At 59.9% G+C, this 19,222-nt stretch carries 23 protein-coding genes and 2 tRNA genes; 5 read left to right on the forward strand and 20 right to left on the reverse strand.

Annotated elements, in window-relative coordinates; translation table 11 throughout:
* Nucleotides 1-24 precede the first annotated feature (24 nt).
* The 9 genes from ACS4RS_RS04510 to ACS4RS_RS04550 all read right to left on the reverse strand — a co-directional run bounded on the left by ACS4RS_RS04510 (nucleotide 25) and on the right by ACS4RS_RS04550 (nucleotide 8,348).
* Nucleotides 25-420, reverse strand: a complete 396-nt coding sequence (locus tag ACS4RS_RS04510; protein ID WP_439008541.1) for a DUF3307 domain-containing protein — start codon at nucleotides 418-420, stop codon at nucleotides 25-27.
* Complete coding sequence (locus ACS4RS_RS04515; RefSeq protein ID WP_439008540.1) at nucleotides 410-2,293, reverse strand: adenylate/guanylate cyclase domain-containing protein; 1,884 nt, start codon at nucleotides 2,291-2,293, stop codon at nucleotides 410-412. The genes ACS4RS_RS04510 and ACS4RS_RS04515 overlap by 11 nt, the downstream gene beginning before the upstream one ends.
* Nucleotides 2,283-3,599 (reverse strand): FAD-dependent oxidoreductase, encoded by a 1,317-nt coding sequence (locus ACS4RS_RS04520; RefSeq protein ID WP_439008539.1) that lies wholly within the window; start codon nucleotides 3,597-3,599, stop codon nucleotides 2,283-2,285. The genes ACS4RS_RS04515 and ACS4RS_RS04520 overlap by 11 nt, the downstream gene beginning before the upstream one ends.
* A 3-nt stretch (nucleotides 3,600-3,602) precedes the next feature.
* On the reverse strand, nucleotides 3,603-4,076 hold the full coding sequence (locus ACS4RS_RS04525) for a DoxX family protein (RefSeq protein ID WP_310806913.1): 474 nt from the start codon (nucleotides 4,074-4,076) through the stop codon (nucleotides 3,603-3,605).
* A gap of 12 nt (nucleotides 4,077-4,088) precedes the next feature.
* Nucleotides 4,089-4,871: an HvfC/BufC family peptide modification chaperone gene (locus ACS4RS_RS04530; protein ID WP_439011755.1), complete on the reverse strand. Its 783-nt coding sequence runs from the start codon at nucleotides 4,869-4,871 to the stop codon at nucleotides 4,089-4,091.
* Entirely contained in the window at nucleotides 4,861-5,886 is a 1,026-nt protein-coding gene (bufB, locus tag ACS4RS_RS04535) for an MNIO family bufferin maturase (protein ID WP_439008538.1), read from the reverse strand. Before bufB ends, ACS4RS_RS04530 begins: the two co-directional genes overlap by 11 nt.
* Before the next feature lie 42 nt (nucleotides 5,887-5,928).
* Nucleotides 5,929-6,198: a BufA1 family periplasmic bufferin-type metallophore gene (locus ACS4RS_RS04540; protein WP_183852687.1), complete on the reverse strand. Its 270-nt coding sequence runs from the start codon at nucleotides 6,196-6,198 to the stop codon at nucleotides 5,929-5,931.
* A gap of 216 nt (nucleotides 6,199-6,414) precedes the next feature.
* Nucleotides 6,415-7,458 carry a patatin-like phospholipase family protein gene (locus tag ACS4RS_RS04545; RefSeq protein WP_439008537.1) on the reverse strand — a complete coding sequence of 348 codons (1,044 nt, stop codon included), beginning with the start codon at nucleotides 7,456-7,458 and terminating at the stop codon, nucleotides 6,415-6,417.
* Nucleotides 7,459-7,517: 59 nt separating this feature from the next.
* Nucleotides 7,518-8,348: a 3-hydroxybutyrate dehydrogenase gene (locus tag ACS4RS_RS04550; protein WP_310806915.1), complete on the reverse strand. Its 831-nt coding sequence runs from the start codon at nucleotides 8,346-8,348 to the stop codon at nucleotides 7,518-7,520.
* Nucleotides 8,349-8,530: 182 nt separating this feature from the next.
* Here ACS4RS_RS04550 and ACS4RS_RS04555 point away from each other — a divergent pair, with 182 nt between their 5' ends.
* From ACS4RS_RS04555 to ACS4RS_RS04570, 4 genes are all read left to right on the forward strand, one after another.
* Nucleotides 8,531-9,427, forward strand: coding sequence for a LysR family transcriptional regulator (locus ACS4RS_RS04555; RefSeq protein WP_183852692.1), 897 nt, complete (start codon nucleotides 8,531-8,533; stop codon nucleotides 9,425-9,427).
* Nucleotides 9,428-9,658: 231 nt separating this feature from the next.
* Nucleotides 9,659-10,120 carry a cupin domain-containing protein gene (locus ACS4RS_RS04560; protein WP_439011754.1) on the forward strand — a complete coding sequence of 154 codons (462 nt, stop codon included), beginning with the start codon at nucleotides 9,659-9,661 and terminating at the stop codon, nucleotides 10,118-10,120.
* A gap of 90 nt (nucleotides 10,121-10,210) precedes the next feature.
* The gene (locus ACS4RS_RS04565; RefSeq protein WP_439008536.1) at nucleotides 10,211-11,413 is read left to right on the forward strand and encodes an MFS transporter; all 1,203 of its coding nucleotides are present in this window, start codon (nucleotides 10,211-10,213) and stop codon (nucleotides 11,411-11,413) included.
* Nucleotides 11,414-11,437: 24 nt separating this feature from the next.
* Nucleotides 11,438-11,983, forward strand: a complete 546-nt coding sequence (locus tag ACS4RS_RS04570; protein WP_439008535.1) for a DUF302 domain-containing protein — start codon at nucleotides 11,438-11,440, stop codon at nucleotides 11,981-11,983.
* Nucleotides 11,984-12,437: 454 nt separating this feature from the next.
* Here the strand turns inward: ACS4RS_RS04570 and ACS4RS_RS04575 are convergent.
* The 10 genes from ACS4RS_RS04575 to ACS4RS_RS04620 form a co-directional block, all read right to left on the reverse strand.
* Nucleotides 12,438-12,513, reverse strand: a tRNA-Phe gene (locus ACS4RS_RS04575).
* A 181-nt stretch (nucleotides 12,514-12,694) separates the two neighbouring features.
* Complete coding sequence (gene yacG, locus ACS4RS_RS04580) at nucleotides 12,695-12,907, reverse strand: DNA gyrase inhibitor YacG (protein WP_439008534.1); 213 nt, start codon at nucleotides 12,905-12,907, stop codon at nucleotides 12,695-12,697.
* A gap of 38 nt (nucleotides 12,908-12,945) precedes the next feature.
* Complete coding sequence (locus ACS4RS_RS04585) at nucleotides 12,946-13,566, reverse strand: Maf-like protein (protein ID WP_003570453.1); 621 nt, start codon at nucleotides 13,564-13,566, stop codon at nucleotides 12,946-12,948.
* A gap of 56 nt (nucleotides 13,567-13,622) precedes the next feature.
* On the reverse strand, nucleotides 13,623-13,841 hold the full coding sequence (gene infA / locus ACS4RS_RS04590; protein WP_003545338.1) for a translation initiation factor IF-1: 219 nt from the start codon (nucleotides 13,839-13,841) through the stop codon (nucleotides 13,623-13,625).
* A 123-nt stretch (nucleotides 13,842-13,964) separates the two neighbouring features.
* Entirely contained in the window at nucleotides 13,965-14,450 is a 486-nt protein-coding gene (locus ACS4RS_RS04595) for an arsenate reductase/protein-tyrosine-phosphatase family protein (protein ID WP_439008533.1), read from the reverse strand.
* Entirely contained in the window at nucleotides 14,447-14,920 is a 474-nt protein-coding gene (locus tag ACS4RS_RS04600) for a UPF0262 family protein (protein ID WP_439008532.1), read from the reverse strand. The genes ACS4RS_RS04595 and ACS4RS_RS04600 overlap by 4 nt, the downstream gene beginning before the upstream one ends.
* Nucleotides 14,921-14,924: 4 nt before the next feature.
* Complete coding sequence (hisD, locus tag ACS4RS_RS04605) at nucleotides 14,925-16,223, reverse strand: histidinol dehydrogenase (protein WP_439008531.1); 1,299 nt, start codon at nucleotides 16,221-16,223, stop codon at nucleotides 14,925-14,927.
* A 63-nt stretch (nucleotides 16,224-16,286) separates the two neighbouring features.
* Nucleotides 16,287-16,718 (reverse strand): DUF2948 family protein, encoded by a 432-nt coding sequence (locus ACS4RS_RS04610; protein ID WP_439008530.1) that lies wholly within the window; start codon nucleotides 16,716-16,718, stop codon nucleotides 16,287-16,289.
* Nucleotides 16,719-16,811: 93 nt separating this feature from the next.
* A complete protein-coding gene (gene murA, locus ACS4RS_RS04615) occupies nucleotides 16,812-18,104 on the reverse strand; it encodes a UDP-N-acetylglucosamine 1-carboxyvinyltransferase (RefSeq protein WP_439008529.1) in 1,293 nt (430 codons plus the stop codon).
* Nucleotides 18,105-18,210: 106 nt separating this feature from the next.
* The gene (locus tag ACS4RS_RS04620) at nucleotides 18,211-18,405 is read right to left on the reverse strand and encodes a hypothetical protein (protein ID WP_449313900.1); all 195 of its coding nucleotides are present in this window, start codon (nucleotides 18,403-18,405) and stop codon (nucleotides 18,211-18,213) included.
* A gap of 156 nt (nucleotides 18,406-18,561) precedes the next feature.
* Here ACS4RS_RS04620 and ACS4RS_RS04625 point away from each other — a divergent pair.
* A tRNA-Thr gene (locus ACS4RS_RS04625) sits at nucleotides 18,562-18,636 on the forward strand.
* A gap of 49 nt (nucleotides 18,637-18,685) precedes the next feature.
* Here ACS4RS_RS04625 and ACS4RS_RS04630 read toward each other — a convergent pair.
* Nucleotides 18,686-19,078 carry a hypothetical protein gene (locus ACS4RS_RS04630; RefSeq protein WP_439008528.1) on the reverse strand — a complete coding sequence of 131 codons (393 nt, stop codon included), beginning with the start codon at nucleotides 19,076-19,078 and terminating at the stop codon, nucleotides 18,686-18,688.
* Between the last annotated feature and the right edge of the window lie 144 nt (nucleotides 19,079-19,222).

Genomic DNA, 19,222 nt, shown 5'->3' on the forward strand with positions numbered 1-19,222 from the left:
CTATTGGCAACGAATTGCCAGCCTTCAAACGTTGAGATAACTTTGCCGAGCGACCACAGTCAAAATCATCGAATAGGTTAGATGATGAGCGAGTTGATCGCCACCGTGCAGTATCCAGAATGAGCGCGCATTCACTGCGCAAGGATGACGGCGGCCGTGAACGGCTTTGAGATGATCGATTAGGAAATGAACCAGAAACTCGCCAGTTGCGACAGCGACACTCCATGTCAGATACGGCATTGATAACCAGAGAATTGGCAGGGTAGCGGCCGCGTGGATGCCTGCGTGGACGTATCCTCCCGGTTTCCTGAAATCCCCTTTGCCGCCTATCATCCAGGCAGGCTGCAGCACGTAATCGGCCACGAAATGCTTGATCTGCAGCCAAACGAGCGTTGTAAGGAGGAGGCAATCAATCGCCATGTCGCGCCACCTGCTCCCGCTTAATGCCTGGATCGATCGTATGCACGCAAACCGGCGCAGTCTTTCCTCGGATGTTTACTGCTCCCAACAATCTTGCATGGAGATGGCCTCGCGTCCTCCGGAACGTTTCGTCGCTCAGCGCGATCTCCACGCCCTTCTCCTTCGCGGCGCCGACGAGCCGGCTCGCGAGATTGACGGCGTCGCCGATCGCCGTGTAACTCAGCCTTTCTGTTGAGCCAATATTGCCGACCAGCGCCACGCCGCTATTGATGCCGATACGCACGCGAATGGCATCGTGCTTCGGCGCGATGGGAGGCATAGCGTGCATGGCGTCACGGATTGCCGCCGCAGCGCGACACGCACGCAATGCGTGATCGGGTTCGTCATTTGGCGCATTCCAGATTGCCATCACCGCGTCGCCGATGAATTTGTCGACCGTACCGCCCTCGGCATGAATGGCGGCGATCGACGAGGTTAGAAAGCGGGTCAGGCTCGGCTCGACGCCGCTGCCGAGCTCTTCGGTCAGTTCCGTGAAGCCAGGTAAATCGGCAAACAGGACTGTTATTTCCCTCAGTTCACCGCCTGGACGAGGCTCGATGCCGCCATCGACAAGCGGACGAACGACCTCGATCGGCATAAAGCGTGCAAAGGCAGAAAGGCCACTCGACATCCGTTTCAGCGCGAACGAGAAATCGTCGAGTTCGGCCAGCAGCGCCGGGCGGTGCTCAACGGCCTCGAGTTCGAACCTCTCGATCAGGTGCAACTGTCCGGCAAGGCGGGACAGTGGTCGAGTGAAGAGCGTTCTGGCAAACAGGATCGCAGTCACTGCTGCGAGCAGTGCGATGGCGCCAATGATGAAGATCACGCGCTCGGTATTGGCATCGATGTCGCCGGCAAAGGTCGCCCGTGGTATCGCGGTGACCAGTCGCCAATCTTCGAACGGCAACTTGCCCGACGACACGAAGACCGGACCGAGGCTTTTGCTATCGACCAGCGTCCGGAAGCTGTCGACCCCATCGCGGGTCGCCGCGGTGGCGACCGCCGCAGCCAAAGCATCGGATGGAGGGAAATCCTTGAGATGAGCCGCCACGACACCATCGGATGGTTCTGATGTCGCCAATACCATATCGTCTCTGGCGAGGACGAAGGCCTTGCTGCCCTTCGGAACCTTGAGTGCGGAAAGCGTGGCCGACAGCCGATTCAGGCTGACCGCCACCATCACCACGCCTTCGAAATGTTTGAAGACTTCAACCCTTTTGGAGACCACGATCGCCGGCTCGAAGCCATTGGGCAAAATGCTGACGACAGTCCAGGCCGCGTCCGAGTTCATGCTGCCGCGCCGGTACCACGGCGAACCCTCCGAGACGTAGACGCTTTCGGACTTCAGGCGGTTCTCGAAGAAAATATCACCAGGTATTGGCTTATAAAGATCACGACGCAACGGGCGCGGCTTTCCCGGAGCCGCTGCGCCAATCTCCACCATTTCGATCTCGCCGTCCGGCATCGCGTGCGAGCCGAAAAAACGGCCATCCGGGAAGCCGAACCCGATCCAGGCGATCGCCGGCTGCTCGCGCAGCAGCGACAGGAACAGGAACTCACGCTTGACTTCGTCGTCTGGCCGGACCGCGCCCTGAAAAAAAACTGATCTGATGATCTCCGCGCTGCTGGAAACCAGCGCCAGATTTGAGGTCAGCGCATTGCGGACGGCGGCGGTGCTTTGGGCGTCGAGGCTGGCGACAACCGTTTCGACATTCTGGGTGGCCGTGCGATACCAGACCAGATGGACAAGCGCTGCCGTCGACAACACTGCAAGCAACAGCAACGCCGTGACTGCGCGTCCCATTTTGATCCGTGGAAAAGCCCTAGCGTTCATGGCGATCGGTAATCAGACGGGCGCTGCGATCATAGCGAACGTAGGCCAGAGCCCAATCGATGAACACCGCGGCGCGATTGCGGAAACCGACAAGAAACCAAAGATGCGCAATATTCCACACCAGCCAAGCACCAAAACCCGACAGCCGGATTCGCCCGAAGTCGGCAACCGCCGCCTTCCGCCCGATCGTCGCCAGACGGCCAAAATCACGGTAGCGGAACGGCCCGATGGCCAGACCGTCAAGATTGGCAAGAATAGCGCGTGCCGTGTGCTCGCCCATCTGCTTGGCGGCTGGCGCGACGCCCGGAACTGCCCCGCCGTTTTCATCCGTCACCGCCGCGGTGTCGCCAATCACGAAGATGTCATTGTTGCCTGGCGGATTAAGATTTCGGTCGACATGGACGCGGCCGGCGCGATCGGCAGGCACGCCTAGCCATTTCGCTGCTTTGGAAGCCATGACGCCGGCCGCCCACAGTACACAGGATGATTGAATTTCCCGCCCGTCGGCAAGTGTGACACCTCGACCATCGCAGCGCGTCACCGCCGCCTTAAGAAGTACCTCGACGCCAAGCATCTCCAGGTGCCGCCGGGCTCTCTCAGACAGTTTCGGCGGCATGGCGGGCAGGACGACATCACCGGCTTCGACCAGGACAACGCGCGCGGAGGACGAGTCGATGCGTCGAAAATCGCGAACGATGACTTTTTTTGCCAGTTCGGCAATGGCGCCTGCCAGCTCAACGCCGGTCGGGCCGCCGCCGACGACGACGAATGTCAGAAATCGCGCGCGGTCGGCCTGATCTTCGGCAGCCTCGGCGCGTTCGAAGGCCGACAGGATACGGGCGCGGATTTCGGTCGCATCGGCGATCGTCTTCAATCCGGGTGCCGTCTCCGCCCATTCATCATTGCCGAAATATGCGTGCCTGGCGCCTGTCGCGATGATCAGATAGTCGTATGGAATGCGGCGGTTGGCCGTCTGGACGATCCGGACCTCCTTGTCGATCCCCTCGGCGCGCTCCATCAGAACGGTGACATTGGCTTGTCGCGAGAGGATGCGGCGGATCGGCATAGCAATTTGCGCCGGAGAAAGCCCGGCTGTCGCCACCTGGTAGAGCAAAGGCTGGAACAGATGGTAGTTGCGCCGGTCAATGACCGTCACATCGACATCCGCATGCCGCAGTCCCATGGCCGCGGCAAGACCGCCAAATCCGGCCCCGAGGATGACCACCTTCTGACGGCGAGTAGCCTTTAAAGCATTCCGATTGATCGCAGGCGAACTGCTGTCGGCCTCCTCTACCGTGATACGCATGGCTCAGCGCTCCCCTTGAAACAGGCGGCTGGCGACATAGTCGAGCGAGATAACACCGGCTCCGCGCGTCAGGATCAGCAACAGCGGCGCGGTCCAGAGCAAATGATCGGGCCAGTTCTGCGGATAGACGAGGAGCTGGATAGCCGAAATCACGCCAAGCAACATCAGGGTAGCAAGTCGCGAGAACAGACCGAGAAAAATCAATATGGAGCCGCTCAGCTCAGCCGTCGTCGCGAGCCCCGCGGCCACGCCGGGATCGATGACGGGCAGCCTGTATTCAAGCGTGAACAGCTGCACCGTTGTCGGCCAGGAGGCAAGCTTGCTCTGCGACGACTGCCAGAAGACGTGAGCGACGGCCAGGCGAGAGACGAGTTGGGCAAGCGAGAGCGGCAGGATGTTCAAACGCTCCAACGCGGAGACGTAGAGTCCGGCAATCCCGCCTTTGCGGCCCGTTGCGACAGGGTTGATCATGGTCATGATTTCCATCCTTCAATTGGTTGGGAGCTGGATGTGGCGAATGCGGGCCACGAGGCCTTCGGCGAACAAGCCGCTCAACGCAGTCGCCAGATCGAAATCAGGCGTTCGGAAAAGGATACGGTCAACCGCCGCCTCCAGACTTGCACGCTTCTTCAGTGCACGCAGGAATGCGAAATGCTGAGCTTCGAGACGCAGAAAACGCACGCTCTCGCTGGTTCGCCATAAAGCGATGCGCTCAGGTCGGCGGCGCAATCCCGTCAGCGTCCCGATCTGTCCGCCCGGCTGATGCGCCGACCAGATTTCCAGTGCCGGCCAACGACAGACGAGCAGACGCAGCGATGGCTGAAGAAAAATTTGTGGAATCGTGTCGGCTTCGCCGTCTGCAAGCTGCTCCAAGATGCAGCCCGGCAATGCCGGTGCATCAAGCGCTTCCGCAATCATCCATTCCAGCCGCGCCGTTTCGGCGATGAAGGGCATCGAACGAATGTCTTCGAACCCGGCCAGAAAGCAGGGGAAATTGCCGCCATAGCGAACGAGCCGCGCCTCCTGTGGCGGATTGCTGCGTATGAAGAGGCCGGCAACGTAACGAAAGTAGTTTTCGCTTAAAAGCTGCACCGTGACCGGGAAAACCGCGATCAAGGTCGCCGTCAGCGAGGCGAACGTGTTGTTACGGTAGATGTTGAACCGGCGCAGCGGGTCGAAAGCAGCTTTGGCCAACACCGGACCAACGTCACTGCGATCGCCATGCAGAATGGCCTGGGCGATCCTTGACTGCAGGGCGCAATTAGAAGGCATGGCCACTCCTCCTTGCCCCTGAATGAATGGCGAAGACGGATGGCTTGATCGTCGCCAGCGCGGCAAGCGCCGGCATCGGCCCTTTCGTGCTGGCGGGCTGCAACGGCAGGACCATGCCGTCGAACCGGCTCGTCTGAGGCGCTGGCCTTGCGGCCAGCATTCGATCTTCGAAGGCGATCGATTGGGCAAGCATATCAGCCCACATGGCTTCGCCGAGCAGCACGTCCAGAGCGGGGACATCGGTATCCCATTCGATGAGCGTGGGGCGATGTCCGATTTTCCGGATCGCATAGGCATAGAGTGACCAGACCGCCGGCGGAACGCGGGAGCCGTGGTCGTCGATCAGCACGATATCGCCCTCAACCTCGTTAACCGCATGGCCGGCGAGGTGAATTTCACCGACGGCATGCGCCGGAAGCAGATCAATGAAGGCTTTGGCATCGAAACCGAGATTGCATGCCGATACATAAACGTTGTTGACATCGAGGAGCAGACCGCAATCGGTGAGCCGGACGAGTTCGGCGAGAAATTCCGCCTCGGTCATCGTTGAATCCTCGAAGGCGATATAGGCCGAGAGGTTTTCGATAAAGACGCGCCGCTGAAGCGCATCCTGAAGCCTCAAGATATTGGTGCTGACGACTGCCAGTGCCTGCGCATCATAGCGCAGCGGCAAAAGGTCATTCAGATAGGCGCCATCGGCAGCGCTCCAGGCAAGGTGTTCGGAAACAAGACTTGGCTGGAAACGCAGGCAGAGCTTGCGCATACGTTCCAAGTGATCTCGATCAAGACCGGAGCTGCTGCCGAGCGACAGGCCGACACCGTGGATCGACAGGGGATAGCTTTCCCGCAGCCGCTCAAGCGCATCGACCGCCGCCGAGCCGCCCATACAATTTTCCGCATGGACTTCGAGCCACCCCGCCGATGGGCGGCGGGACAGCATTTCGCCGATATGTTGGGAGCGAAGACCGATGCCCGCGGCGTTCGGCACCGGATTGCTCGGAAATATCTTGGACATCGGTTGCTCCTTTCGGATGTGCAGTTGAGAGCTTGAGAGAGCTCAGGCCTTGGGTTCGGTGCTGCCGCCGGCAATTTTGCTGCAGGTGCCGGCCGGAATGTAAATCCAGGAGTCCTTGGCATTATCGGCCGTCGACGTGCCGGCGCAGGAATGGCTGGCGGTCTGGCAGTCGTTCAGGCCGGCCTTGACGACGCCAAAGCATTTTTCGAACGAGAAATCCGGTTTGGCAGCCGGGCCGGCAAAGGCGCTGGCTGCGCTCATGGAGGCGGCAGCGGCAATGGCTGAGCTGATAAGAAAGCGTGTAGCATTCATGAGAAATCTCCTGGTTCGTGGGTCAAACCGCCATCGGCTTGACCACCTAACTTTCCCAGAAGTCAGCTCACGTCTGAAATGCTGTCTCCGCATGGTTTCGATACGCCGTCTCTATGCTTCGGCAGTCGATCCCATCTAAAAAAGAGCCCCCGTTGGAAGAGACGGGGGCTAAGGAGGCAGGATTTTGCAAATGCCGGGAGTAAGCTTCGTAGAGGATCAAAGATAGCGTTCGCGGATGTCCACGGTCGATCGCTTGCCGATGTCGTCATAGTTGGCGATCAGCCAGAGTTCGGCGCATTCGCGGCCGCGATCCCTTAAGTCCACGAGCGCTCCCCAGTCCGCGTTCAGCTTGCTCGAGACGCTGAGATTCTTCATCGTATCGTCGTCTGAGATACCGTGCACGAAAACACGCTTGAGATTGGGCGGCGGCGTCCCCTGTGCATCGATAAGCTGCGTGACGAAAGCCACTGCGCGCATCTCCCTGAGCAGCGACGAGTTGAAGCTGATCTCGTTGATGCGGTTGAGAATTTCACCTGCGGTTCGCGGCAGGTCAGTTCTTTCGATCGGGTTGATATGGACCACGAGGACATCGGGCGTATCGCAGCCATAGATCAGCGGGAATATCGCGGGATTTCCCATGTAGCCACCGTCCCAATAGGCTTCCCCATCGATTTCCACCGCCTGGAACAGGAAAGGCAGGCAGGCGGACGCCATAACCGCATCGATGGAGAGCTCGTCATTGCCGAAGACCTTCACCTTGCCGGTCCTCACGTTGGTGGCACAAATGCTGAGTTTGACGGGGCAGCGCGCCATTCGGATCGCGTCGAGATCGATCGATTGTTCCAGCACCTGGCGCAGCGGATTGAAATTGAATGGGTTGAACTGGTAGGGCGACATCAGCCGGGTGACCAGGTCGAACATGACAAATGCCGGGGAGAATTCCAGCGATTTAGAACCAGTCAGACGGTCGAACAAAGACGGCTGCAAAGGTCCCGATGCGGACGCATGGCTGACGCGGCGCCAAAAATTGGCGAGTGCGCTCTGCGCGCCGCTTCGTCCGCCCGCAGCAAGGCCGTAAGCCATGACGGCGGCATTCATCGCGCCGGCGCTCGTCGCCACGATGCCTTCAAAAGAAAGGCTGGGCTCGTCAAGCAGCCGATCGAGCACGCCCCAGGTGAAGGCGCCATGCGCGCCGCCGCCCTGCAATGCAAGATTGATCATCCGTGGTTCACGCCCGGCAACGGAGAGTTCGGGCTGCATTCTGGGCTGTCTTCCTATATGTTTGTTCACGATTGCCTCCCCTTGGTCCGAATAATTGGTCAGTGCGCAGTCCAGCCGCCGTCGACCGGAATAGCGGTCCCGGTGATCGACCCAGCAAGTTCGCCGCAGAGAAACACGGCGAGCGCACCCATTTCTTCGATGGTTGCAAAACGCTTGGTCGGTTGGTCCTTCAGGAAAACATCGCGGATCACTGCATCTCGCGCGATCTTATGCGACTTCGCCTGATCTTCGATCTGGTGCTCGACGAGCGGCGTCCAGACATAGCCAGGGCAGATCGCATTGGATGTGACGCCGAATTCCGCGCCTTCGAGTGCGATCGTCTTTGTGAAGCCGACGATGCCATGCTTGGCCGCCACATAGGCGGACTTGAAGGGCGATGCGACCAATCCATGAGCCGAGGCGACATTGATGATCCGGCCGTAACCTCTGGCGCACATGCCGTCGAATGTCGACTGCACCAGATGAAAAGCGGCGGAGAGATTGATGGCGAGGATGGCGTCCCACTTTTCCGGCGGGAACTTTCCGATCGGCGAAACGTGCTGGATGCCGGCATTGTTGATGACGATGTCGACCTGGCCAAACCGCGCGGCCGCCCTCTCGACCATCATTCGAATGGCTTCCGGTTTTGCCATGTCAGCGGCGTCATAGGCGACGTCGACGTCGTTGTCGCCTGCGATGCCGGCACGCAGCGCCTCGATCTCGACAGGGTCGCCAAAACCGTTCAACATCACGGCCGCACCTGAGCGAGCAAGTGCATGCGCAATGCCAAGACCGATCCCGCTGGTGGAGCCGGTGACGATGGCGCTGCGCCCTTCCAGGGGCTTGCGGCCGACGAGAGTATCAATTTCGGGATCAAAGGCGTTCAGCATATGCGCTCTCCACTGCAATCGACGACACTTTCTGGCGTCATGGCAGTCACAGTGGAGTATCGGCGCTCACTTTAGAAATGCCGGTCTGGTATGGAATTGATAAATCCATGGCATTGGATGAGAATGCCGCCGCTGTAGAGAATAGCAGCATATTAAAAATCGCGTTCACCCTGGGGGCGGCGATGGATATTCATCATATACGTTATTTCTTGGCCGTCTGCGAAACACGCAATTTCACGCGTGCAGCCGAAAGGTGCAACGTTACTCAACCGGCCCTCAGCCGCGCCATACAGCAGCTTGAGGACGAGGTCGGTGGCTTACTGTTTCGCCGAGAGCGCAATCTCACTCATGTCACCGATCTTGGCAATCTGCTCCGGCCACGGTTCCAGCAGATTCAGGATGAGCTCATGGGCGTTCGGACGGAGGCCTCCCGGTTTCTCTGTCTGAGCGAAGCTAATCTCAAGGTCGGTATCATGTGTACGATCGGGCCGCGGCGGTTCACCGGCCTCCTGACCGACTTCAACATGCGTCACAAGGGCATCCAGCTGCAACTGATCGAAGGCGTGCCCACGAGACTGTCCGATCTGTTGGAGACCGGCGAAATCGATGTGGCGCTGATGTCAACGGCAACGGATTTTCCGGAGCGGTTCGACGTGACCTCGCTCTTCCGCGAAAGGTTCATGCTCGCCTTTCCTGCCGGCCACAGGCTCAGTCAATACGACGCCATTCCGATTGCTGCGATCGACGGCGAAGTCTACCTGCGTCGCGTCAACTGCGAATATTGGGACTACCTCTCGGATCTTTGCGATGCGCAAGGTGTCAAGACGCTCGTTTCCTATTCCAGCGAACGCGAAGACTGGATCCAGAATCTTGTCGCCGGCGGCTTGGGCATTTGCTTCATCCCGGAATATAGCGCCGTCATTCCCGGACTGCAGGTGCGACCGGTCGCGGAACCGGAGGTCAGCCGTGAAGTCTGTCTCGTGACTGTCGCAGGCCGTCGCTTTTCGCCGGCGGTTTCCGTCTTTGTCGGCGCTGTGAAATCCTATGGCTGGGCTTCCCCGCCAACCCGACCGCATTGATTGAATGTATCGTACTGCCCCTCTTGAGCATGGCCCGGCATTCGCCGGGCTTTTCGTGCTTATTTGGCAATCGGCAATAGCCCGCGGCTATCGAATTCAAAAGCATCTGGCATTTCTCTTTGGGTCGGCGCTCCGCCACTCTCCTCACATGCTCGACACCGATCTTGCCGAGCCCCAACAAGGAGAACCACGATGCTGCCTTCATTCAAAACCCGCCGAGTCTCTTTGGCGATGCTTGCCTTTAACGCACTGACGATCGCCGCCGGCCTGCACGCCTCATTTGCCTTTGCCGGTGACTGCCCAGCCGATCAAGTTGCCGAAGATGGCATGAAACCTGGTGCGATGATGCCGAAGGGCGTCACCGACAGCGTCCTCAAAACGATCGATCTTTCCTCCAAGGGGGATGCTTGGAAGGGCAGCATGCTGCGCATGCGAAAGCTCGTCGTGGAGCCGGGCGGCGTTGTTCCCTGGCATTCACATGATATGCGCCCGGCAAATATCCTGATCGCCTCCGGCTCGATCACCGAATATCGCAGCACCTGCAAGGTGCCGATCCTGCACAAGGCGGGCGAGGTCACCGCCGAGTTCGGCCACCTCTCCCATTGGTGGAAGAACAACGGCAAGGTTCGGGCCGTGCTTTATTCCTCCGACATTCTGAGCCCGGAGATGCACGAGGACAACGCAGCGATGTAATCGCCGGTTTGTCCGTTGACCCAGCCCTTTGAGCCACGCTCCGGCGTTTTCGGCCATTGCCGAAATCGCCGCATTTCGGGGGACCTCGCAATGACCGATATCGAACAGCCGCTCGCATCCATTCATGCGGATAAGACACTACGTGCGGACAGTTGGCGATTTGGACTGATCGCACTTATTGCGTTCCTGACTCTTGTCGACCTCTTCGCGGCACAGGCGGTGTTGCCTTCGCTGGTGGAGAGATTCGAGGTGAGCCGCGCCACGATGGGTTTAGCCGTCAATGCCAGCACATTGGGCATGGCAATCGCTGGTCTGCTCGTGGCTTTTTTTGGCGGTGATGTCGACCGGCGCAACGGCATCTGGATCAGCCTCGCCCTTCTGTCCATCCCGACGACGCTGCTGGCATTTACCGACAACATTATTGTCTTCGCAGCGTTACGGGTGCTTCAGGGACTATGCATGTCGACCGCCTTTACGCTCACGGCAGCCTACTTGTCTGAACATTTTTCCGCCGGGGAGACCTCCGGAGCGCTCGCAGCCTATGTCACAGGCAATGTCGCGAGCAATCTCTTTGGCCGTATGCTGTCTGCCGCTATCGCCGGCATCGGCGGCCTTTCGCTGAATTTTCTGATATTCGCAGCACTTAATCTCCTCGGCGCCGCGTTGGTTTGGTTCTCGCTCAAGAAAACCGCGAGCATGATGCGCACGAACGATCGAGGAAGCGTTGCCAGGCACATCTGGCGCGTTCACCTTGCCGATCCGGACCTGCGCCGCGTCTTCCTGATCGGTTTCCTGATCCTGTTCGTGTTCATCGGCACCTATACCTATGTGAACTTCCAGATCGTTGCGCTCGGCGTGGCACCGATGGCGCTTGGCCTTGTCTATCTTGTCTTTCTCCCTTCGATTGTGACCACGCCGTTTGCCGGGAAGATCGCAAGCCATGTCGGGTCGAAAGCGGCAATCGTATCGACCCTTGCAATGTCCGTCCTCGGCCTCGTGGCGCTTCTCAGCACAAATTTGCCAATCATCCTCGGCGGATTGACGCTGGTGGCAATCGGCACGTTCCTGGCGCAAGCTATCGCCACCGGCATCATCGGCCGGCGTGCCATGAGCGACAAGGCCGGTGCCAGCGGCATCTATCTGGCATCCTACTACACCGGCGGCATGATCGGCAGTCTGGCTCTCGGACAGGTCTATGACCATCTCGGCTGGAACGCCTGCGTGTTTATCCTGATCACCGCACTCGGCGCAGCAATGCTGCTCGGGAGTTCGCTAAGCGCGCCACCATCATAAGTCCAGCCTCTCGAAGCGGACGGAATGCTGTTCCACCCCGACCTGGCAACTACGCCGAAGATTTACCCAACCAAAGGAGAGAATGACATGCAAAGAGTGATCAATCTATTCCTCACCGCCATGTTTTCATTGGCAGCCGCCATCGCGGCTACGCCCATCTCAGTCGCCCAGGCAGGGACCCGCGACGGCGTCGTTGTTCTGAAAAGCCATTACTCGGTTGACGAGACTGTCAGTAAGATCAAAGCCAATGTCGCTGAGAAGGGCATCATGCTGTTCGATGATATTGATCAAGCGGCTCTCGGCACGGCTGCCGGCAACAAGGTCCTCCCCTCACGGCTGATTCTTTTCGGCAATCCGGCACTCGGAACGACATTCATCACCGCCAATCCCACAGCGGGCCTCGATTGGCCGGTCCGCGTTCTCGTCTACGAAACGAAGGATGGGTCGGTTCGCGTCGCGTACACGGATTTTGCCTGGATCGCGCGACGCCATGGCATCACCAGCCGCGACAAGGAATTCAAGATGGCGTCTGACGTCATTAAAGCGGTGACGGAACCGGTCCGCCAATGAAGCAGGCTGAGCTCGCGAGCTAACTGACCGTGCCCGCCCAGACACTGATCGAAACGGGCGAAAGCGGCGTGGCCTTCTATAGTATTAGACCACTCCCCTACAGCTTCGACAGAGCTTTTCGTGAGGATTGAAGCAGCGATGGGCAAGCGAAAATTTGACGACGACCAGATTACCGGCATCCAGGCCGACGTGACGGTGGCGGATGTTTGCCACAAGCAAGGTATCAGCGAGCAGACCTCTATCGGTGGCAATCGCTGCGGTCCGGAAACGCCGGCTCGATGCGAGAGGACTAAGAGCCCTGGAGGAAGAGAACCATGGCCGGATCCATGCTTTCGGCGGCAACTCTGAGCGAGACGCTGGCGAAGACAAAGAAAGGGGCGCTAGCTTCTAGACAAAGAGGTTTGTGGGACAGCTATCCGAGACTGTGCGTGGAGATTAGTTCTAGGGGATTGAGTGGTGCCCAGGACCGGAATCGAACCAGTGACACGCGGATTTTCAATCCGCTGCTCTACCAACTGAGCTACCTGGGCTAACCTGCTTCCGATGGTGCTTTTCGAAAAAAGAACCGCGGGACCTTGGTGCGCCCCGGAAGCGAGCGGGGTTATAGCATCTTGTTCGGCCATGGCAAGCGTCAAATGACTCTTTTTTGACGGTCTTGCCGATTTTGCCGATTCATGAGGAAAAATAAGAGCTTCGCGAAGTGTGAGCCCCCTAGTTTTCCTCATCCGGATATTCGGCCTTGGTCTCGTCGTCGGCAACCGGGATGGCATAGGCGCCGGTCAGCCAGCGGGAGAGATCGACCTCGCGGCAGCGGTTGGAGCAGAAGGGGTAATGTTCGCGGTGTGAGGGTTTGCCGCATTCGGGGCAAGGGCGCGACTTGCGCAGCGGTTCGACCTTGGCGGCGGCTTTATTGTCTTCGGGCATGATCGGTCCGTCCTAACTCAGGCATCGGCCTTCGGGCTTTAGCCCTCCGGCCACCGGCTATGCACGTCGAAGCCTTCGCCGGTCAAAAGCACAATGGTTTCATAAAGCGGCAGGCCGACGACATTGGTGTAGGAGCCGACCATCTTCTGCACGAAGGTGCCGGCAAGGCCCTGAATGCCATAGGCGCCTGCCTTGCCGCGCCACTGGCCGGAGGCCAGGTAGTTTTCGATCTCGAAGCCGGAGAGGCGCTTGAAGCGCACCTTGGTCTCGACGATCTTCTGGCGGATCTTGCGATCCGGCGTCACCAGGCAAACGCCGGTATAGACGAGATGGTTGCGTCCCGACAATAGATGCAGCGAGCTCAATGCCTCGTCGGCAAACTCGGCCTTGCCGAGAATGCGCCGGCCGACGGCGACCACCGTATCGGCGGAGAGGATATAGCTGCCCTTCCAGGTGATGTCACTCTTGATGGCGGCAAGTGCTGCTTCCGCCTTCTCGGCCGAAAGCCTGCGGGCCAGCGAACGCGGGTGCTCCGACTTCTTCGGCGTCTCGTCGATATCCATCGGCATCAGGCGCGAAGGCTCGATGCCTGCCTGGTTGAGCAGGTCGACGCGACGGGGCGAGCCCGAGGCGAGAATGAGCTTGTATTTCAGCGCCATGGAACCTCGACCATCGACAGACGGGAGAAAAACCCCTGCAGGACCTTCGGGCAAACTTACTTGAAACGGTAGGTGATGCGGCCCTTGGTCAGATCGTAGGGCGTCATTTCCACAAGCACCTTGTCGCCGGCGAGAACGCGGATGCGGTTCTTGCGCATGCGGCCCGCTGTATGGGCGATGATCTCGTGTTCGTTTTCGAGCTTCACGCGGAACGTCGCATTCGGCAGAAGTTCGGTGACGATACCCGGGAATTCGAGGACTTCTTCTTTCGGCATATAAGTGTTTTCTTCCTGTGGGTTGAATAGGCAGCGCTGCGCGCGCCTTTAAAATTTGGGCGGAAACTACACAATCAACGCAGGTTTGTGAACCTTGTTGAACGGCCTTTCCGTCATTTGTTTTCACGCCGATTGCGCGGCAATGCCATTTCGTTTGAGCAGCCGGCTTTCGATGAGGCCGGCCAGGTAATCGCGGACCTCTCGGTAGCTCTCCAGAATCTGTTCGCGCGTGCCGCTGACGACCGTCGGATCCATCGTCGGCCAGTAAACCACATCGATCGCATTCGACCGCGTCAGCTCAAGGGCGGCATGGTGGGCCGGCGGCGACAGGGTGATGATCAGATCGAAATAATCGTCCTCGAGCTCTTCCAGCGTCTGCGGCAGGCGGCGCCCCAGCGACAGCCCGATCTCGTCAAGCACGACATCGACGAAAGGATCGCGCTCGCCGGCGCGCACGCCGGCCGACCTGATATATGTATTGGCCGGCAGAATACTACGGGCGATCGCTTCGGCCATCGGCGAGCGGATGGCATTCATCCCGCACATGAAGAGGATGGCGCCCGGCCTTTTTCCTTCCTCGACGTCGGCGGCGCGCTCCATTGCCGTCATCCGCGCCAGTAGAGCACGCAGACCAGGGTGAACAGCCGCCGGGCGGTGTCGAAATCGACCTCTATCTTGCCGGTCAGCCTGTCCTTCAGCGTCTGCGAACCTTCATTGTGGATGCCGCGCCGGCCCATGTCGATCGCCTCGATGCGGCTCGGCGTCGCCGAACGGATCGCTTCGTAATAGCTCTCGCAGATCATGAAGTAATCCTTGACGATCCGCCGGAAGGGGGTCAGCGACAGGATATGGGTGGCGACGGCGATGCCTTCCTCCGTCTTGATGGCAAAGACCAGCTTGGAATCGACCAGCGAGATGTTCAGCCGGTAAGGCCCGCCGGCATGGCCGATCGGCGCGAAACTGTTCTCCTCGATCAGATCGAAGATGGCTACGGCGCGTTCATGCTCGACATCGGGCGTCGAACGGCCGATCGTATCGTCGAGGACGACGTCGCAAAGCCGGAAATCGCCCGCCGCCATCCCCTCACCTTTCGAGGTTGAGGCGGATCGCAACCGATCGCGCATGAGCATCGAGGCCTTCGGAGACGGCAAGGGCGATCGCCGCCGGGCCGAGGGTGCGCAATTGTTGCGGGCCGAGCCGCAGGATCGAGGTACGCTTGACGAAATCGAGCACCGAAAGGCCGGAGGAGAAGCGCGCCGAGCGCGCCGTCGGCAGCACATGGTTGGAACCGCCGACATAATCGCCGATCACCTCGGGCGTATGGGCGCCGATGAAGATCGCGCCGGCATTGCGGATGCCGTCGAGCAGCCGGTCCGGATCGGCAACGGCAAGCTCGAGATGCTCGGCGGCGATGCGGTTGGCGAGCGGAATGGCCTGTTTCAGATCGGAAACGAGAATGATGGCGCCGAAATCGCGCCAGCTTGCCGCGGCGGTCTCTGCGCGGTTCAGCGTCTTCAACTGGCGTTCGACCGCCTGCTCCACCGCCTTGCCGAATTCGGCATCGTCGGTGATCAGGATCGCCTGGGCGCTGGCATCGTGCTCGGCCTGCGCCAGCAGGTCGGCGGCGATCCAATCGGGATTGTTGTCTTTGTCGGCAATGACCAGCACTTCGGAAGGGCCGGCGATCATGTCGATGCCGACAGTGCCGAAGACGTGGCGCTTGGCGGCTGCGACATAGGCATTGCCGGGCCCGGTGATCTTGGCAACCGGGGCGATCGTCTCGGTGCCATAGGCAAGAGCCGCGATCGCCTGGGCGCCGCCGACACGATAAACCTCGGTCACACCGACAAGCTTGGCGGCGGCAAGCACGGCGGGGTTGACAGCACCGCCGGTGGCGGGAACGGCGATGACGATGCGATCGACGCCGGCGACCTTGGCCGGCACCGCATTCATCAGCACCGAGCTCGGATAACTCGCAGTGCCGCCCGGAACATAGAGGCCGACCGCCTCGATCGCCGTCCAGCGCGAGCCGAGACCGACGCCGAGATCGTCCTCGTAGATGTCGTCCTTCGGCAGCTGCCGGCGATGATGGGATTCAATGCGCAGTGCTGCGAGCTTCAGCGCCCCCAGCACTTCCGGAGGCACGGCCTCGATCGCCGCGTCGAACTCCTCAGGCGTGACGCGCATCGGCACGGTGGCGAAATCGATGCCGTCGAACTTCAGCGAATATTCGGCAAGCGCCACATCGCCGCGAGCCCTGATATCATCGATGATGGCGCGAACGACCGTGTTCACATCCTCGGAGACTTCACGCTTCGTCGTCAGAAAGGCGGCAAAACGCTGCTCGAAACCTTCCGATGCCTGATCCAGCCAGATTGCCAAGGCCGATATTCCTTCTCAACTCGAAACTGCGATGTTCAAACCTCAAGCGTCACGTCAGAGACGTCAGAGGTGGCGAGGCTTGGAGGAAGCCTCCCAGGCGCCGCCGATATCGGCTAGCTGCACCTCGATACATTCGACATCGAGCGCAATCGAGGCGGTGCCGGACAGCGACAGCTCGATCGTGCACTCCGGTCCCTCGCCCTTCTTCTCGAAACGCAGCGCCAGCAGCGACAGCACCTCGTCCCGTTTGCCGCGGTCGATGCCGAGAGACCGCACCGCGAGCACCCGCTTGAACACCAGGGCAGCCCGGCGGCGCTCGAAGCCTCTGCGCTTGCGCTCGGCACCTTCCCAGACGAAACGATTGGCGGCAAGGGCGAACTGCGCGTCGCGCGGCGACCAGTCGATATCGCCGACCTTGAAGACGCTGTCCTGCATATGCGCGGAGATGATCGCAAGATCCTCGTCATCGAGCGCTACAAGCTTCAGTTCGGTCATTCAGCCTCATCCCAGCAGGCACCGCCGAAATGGCGATGCGTCAGACAAGGGAAATAAGATGCTGCGGCCAAATACGCAACCGGGATGAACGGCTTACTCGCTGATGCGCTCGACGACGGCGCCGCAGCGGGTCAGCTTCTCCTCGAGCCGCTCGAAACCGCGGTCGAGGTGATAGACGCGGGAGACCGTGGTTTCGCCCTCGGCGGCCAGGCCGGCGATGACGAGCGAGACGGAAGCACGCAGATCGGTCGCCATCACGGGGGCGCCGCGCAGCCGCTGCACACCCTCGATCTTCGCCGTCTGGCCGGAGAGCGTGATCCTGGCGCCGAGGCGAGCCAGTTCCTGCACATGCATGAAGCGGTTTTCGAAGATGGTCTCGGTGACGTGCGAGATGCCGGAAGAGCGGGTCATCAGCGCCATGAACTGCGCCTGCAGATCGGTGGGGAAACCCGGGAAGGGATCGGTGACGATATCGACCGGCTTGATGCCGGCGCCGTTGCGCTTGACGCGCATGCCGTTATTGGTCGCGGAGATGTCCGCACCGGCGCGGCGCAGCGTTTCCAATGCGGTATCGAGCAGTGCCACATCGGTATTTTCGAGCACGACGTCGCCGCCGGCCATGGCAACGGCCATGGCATAGGTGCCGGTCTCGATGCGATCCGGCAGCACGCGGTGGCGGGCGCCGGAGAGCGAGGTGACGCCCTCGATGGTGATCGTCGCGGTGCCGGCGCCCGTGATCTTGGCGCCCATGGCGTTCAGGCAGTTGGCGAGGTCGACGACTTCAGGCTCGCGGGCGGCGTTGCCGATGACGGTGGTGCCGCGGGCAAGGGTTGCCGCCATCATCATTACATGGGTGGCGCCGACGGAAACCTTCGGGAAAGTGTAGCGCGCGCCGATCAGGCCGCCATTCGGCGCCTTGGCGTTGATATAACCGGCATCGATCTCCATGGTGGCGCCGAGCGCCGTCAGGCCCTCGATGAAGAGATCGACGGGGCGCGTGCCGATGGCGCAGCCGCCCGGCAGCGATACGCGGCAATGGCCTTCGCGCGCCAAGAGCGGGCCGATGACCCAGAAAGAGGCGCGCATCTTCGAGACCAGCTCATAGGAAGCGGTGGTATCGACGATGGTGCGGCAGGTGAAATGGATCGTGCGCGAATAGGAATCCTCCTGGCGCTCGCGGCGGCCGTTGACAGCAACGTCGACGCCATGATTGCCGAGGATGCGCATCAAGAGTTCGACATCGGCCAGATGCGGCACGTTTTCGAGCGTCAGCGTATCGCTGGTCAGAAGCGAGGCAATCATCAGCGGCAATGCGGCATTCTTGGCGCCGGAAATCGGAATGATGCCATTCAGCTCATTACCGCCGACGATTCTGATACGATCCATGTGCGCTTACGGGCCGCGCCCGCCTTTCCTGAAATACTGCCTTGGAATAGGGAGTGGGGTGTTTAAGGGATTTTTCGCGACGCTTCAATTGACCGCGGACGGAACATTACGATTTGTCCATTTTTGCGGCAGGCAGTCCATTTGTTTCGTCGGCTTGCCCGGAACGGCGGGCGCGCACCTGCTGTTTGCGTTTCGAAAGATTTTCTCTGAGTTTTTCGGCGGCGCGCTCGCGGCGCAGTTTCGCCTGGGCCTCGATCGCCTGTTTGCGGCTCTGCTGGCCGGTTTCGGTCTTGTCGTTCATGTGACAGGATTAGCCGAATTCGCGCCGATCCAAAAGGCCCTTGCGTCCCAATCCACGCGAAGTTGGAATTTGCTGCTTGCGCTTGCCGCCAAGCTGTGGCAATAGCCGCCCCGTTCCCGCGATTTGAGCCACCCGGCTCGCACGGGTCCTGGTCCTGCTGCCGTAGCTCAGTGGTAGAGCACACCCTTGGTAAGGGTGAGGTCGGTGGTTCAATCCCACTCGGCAGCACCAGTTTTCTCTCTCAGATATCGGATATCTCCTCGCACGTGCTCGACGAGGGCTAGCGACAATTGGGAAGCAGCACGCTGCCATGAGCGCAATCGGGAATGTCGATTGCTTCGAGATGATAGGGCATGGATGGCGACAACGCCCACCGTTCAAGCAGGTCAGCGGTTACCCTCGTAGGAACTCCATCATATATACCTTCCACATACCATTGCTGTAATCCCTCGTCTAATATCAGTCGTGCGCGAAAGGTGGCGATATCCATCGCGGCCGTAAACTGGCCGATGGCGGTCTGCACGTATTCCAGTTGGATTCTAGGGATAATCTCAGTAGAAATACGCCCGAGCAAAGCGTCTTCATCTGATATCTCTGCGCCGCCGGCAAAGGCCGGCATTGCCAGCCCCCCGCAGAGAAAAGCAGCCTGGATCAATCTTCGATCTAAACCCATGTCGGAGCCCCTCAGCTGGGTAGCGGTAGCAGCGCGCAAGCGCCATACAACTTATCTGCGACTATCTAAAAAAACATCCCGGCCTGCATGCCGCCGAACCCTCCGCACGCAAGCTGACATTTGGCCTCATCAGCAACAAACGAT

It is taken from the genome of Rhizobium sp. F40D2, assembly GCF_051810745.2.
In the GTDB taxonomy this organism is placed as follows: domain Bacteria; phylum Pseudomonadota; class Alphaproteobacteria; order Rhizobiales; family Rhizobiaceae; genus Rhizobium.

Coding starts and splice junctions, on each gene's coding strand:
- ACS4RS_RS04520 (WP_439008539.1), bottom strand. CDS start 3,599: ATGCGTATCACGGTAGAGGAGGCCGACAGCAGTTCGCCTGCGATCAAT.
- ACS4RS_RS04540 (WP_183852687.1), bottom strand. CDS start 6,198: ATGAATGCTACACGCTTTCTTATCAGCTCAGCCATTGCCGCTGCCGCC.
- murA (WP_439008529.1), bottom strand. CDS start 18,104: ATGGATCGTATCAGAATCGTCGGCGGTAATGAGCTGAATGGCATCATT.
- ACS4RS_RS04610 (WP_439008530.1), bottom strand. CDS start 16,718: ATGACCGAACTGAAGCTTGTAGCGCTCGATGACGAGGATCTTGCGATC.
- ACS4RS_RS04560 (WP_439011754.1), top strand. CDS start 9,659: ATGCTTGCCTTTAACGCACTGACGATCGCCGCCGGCCTGCACGCCTCA.
- ACS4RS_RS04545 (WP_439008537.1), bottom strand. CDS start 7,458: ATGCAGCCCGAACTCTCCGTTGCCGGGCGTGAACCACGGATGATCAAT.
- ACS4RS_RS04550 (WP_310806915.1), bottom strand. CDS start 8,348: ATGCTGAACGCCTTTGATCCCGAAATTGATACTCTCGTCGGCCGCAAG.
- ACS4RS_RS04515 (WP_439008540.1), bottom strand. CDS start 2,293: ATGAACGCTAGGGCTTTTCCACGGATCAAAATGGGACGCGCAGTCACG.
- ACS4RS_RS04565 (WP_439008536.1), top strand. CDS start 10,211: ATGACCGATATCGAACAGCCGCTCGCATCCATTCATGCGGATAAGACA.
- ACS4RS_RS04600 (WP_439008532.1), bottom strand. CDS start 14,920: ATGGCGGCGGGCGATTTCCGGCTTTGCGACGTCGTCCTCGACGATACG.
- ACS4RS_RS04510 (WP_439008541.1), bottom strand. CDS start 420: ATGGCGATTGATTGCCTCCTCCTTACAACGCTCGTTTGGCTGCAGATC.
- ACS4RS_RS04630 (WP_439008528.1), bottom strand. CDS start 19,078: ATGGGTTTAGATCGAAGATTGATCCAGGCTGCTTTTCTCTGCGGGGGG.
- ACS4RS_RS04570 (WP_439008535.1), top strand. CDS start 11,438: ATGCTGTTCCACCCCGACCTGGCAACTACGCCGAAGATTTACCCAACC.
- ACS4RS_RS04530 (WP_439011755.1), bottom strand. CDS start 4,871: ATGCCTTCTAATTGCGCCCTGCAGTCAAGGATCGCCCAGGCCATTCTG.
- ACS4RS_RS04555 (WP_183852692.1), top strand. CDS start 8,531: ATGGATATTCATCATATACGTTATTTCTTGGCCGTCTGCGAAACACGC.
- ACS4RS_RS04585 (WP_003570453.1), bottom strand. CDS start 13,566: ATGGCGCTGAAATACAAGCTCATTCTCGCCTCGGGCTCGCCCCGTCGC.
- yacG (WP_439008534.1), bottom strand. CDS start 12,907: ATGCCCGAAGACAATAAAGCCGCCGCCAAGGTCGAACCGCTGCGCAAG.
- bufB (WP_439008538.1), bottom strand. CDS start 5,886: ATGTCCAAGATATTTCCGAGCAATCCGGTGCCGAACGCCGCGGGCATC.
- ACS4RS_RS04620 (WP_449313900.1), bottom strand. CDS start 18,405: ATGAACGACAAGACCGAAACCGGCCAGCAGAGCCGCAAACAGGCGATC.
- infA (WP_003545338.1), bottom strand. CDS start 13,841: ATGCCGAAAGAAGAAGTCCTCGAATTCCCGGGTATCGTCACCGAACTT.
- ACS4RS_RS04595 (WP_439008533.1), bottom strand. CDS start 14,450: ATGACGGCAATGGAGCGCGCCGCCGACGTCGAGGAAGGAAAAAGGCCG.
- ACS4RS_RS04525 (WP_310806913.1), bottom strand. CDS start 4,076: ATGACCATGATCAACCCTGTCGCAACGGGCCGCAAAGGCGGGATTGCC.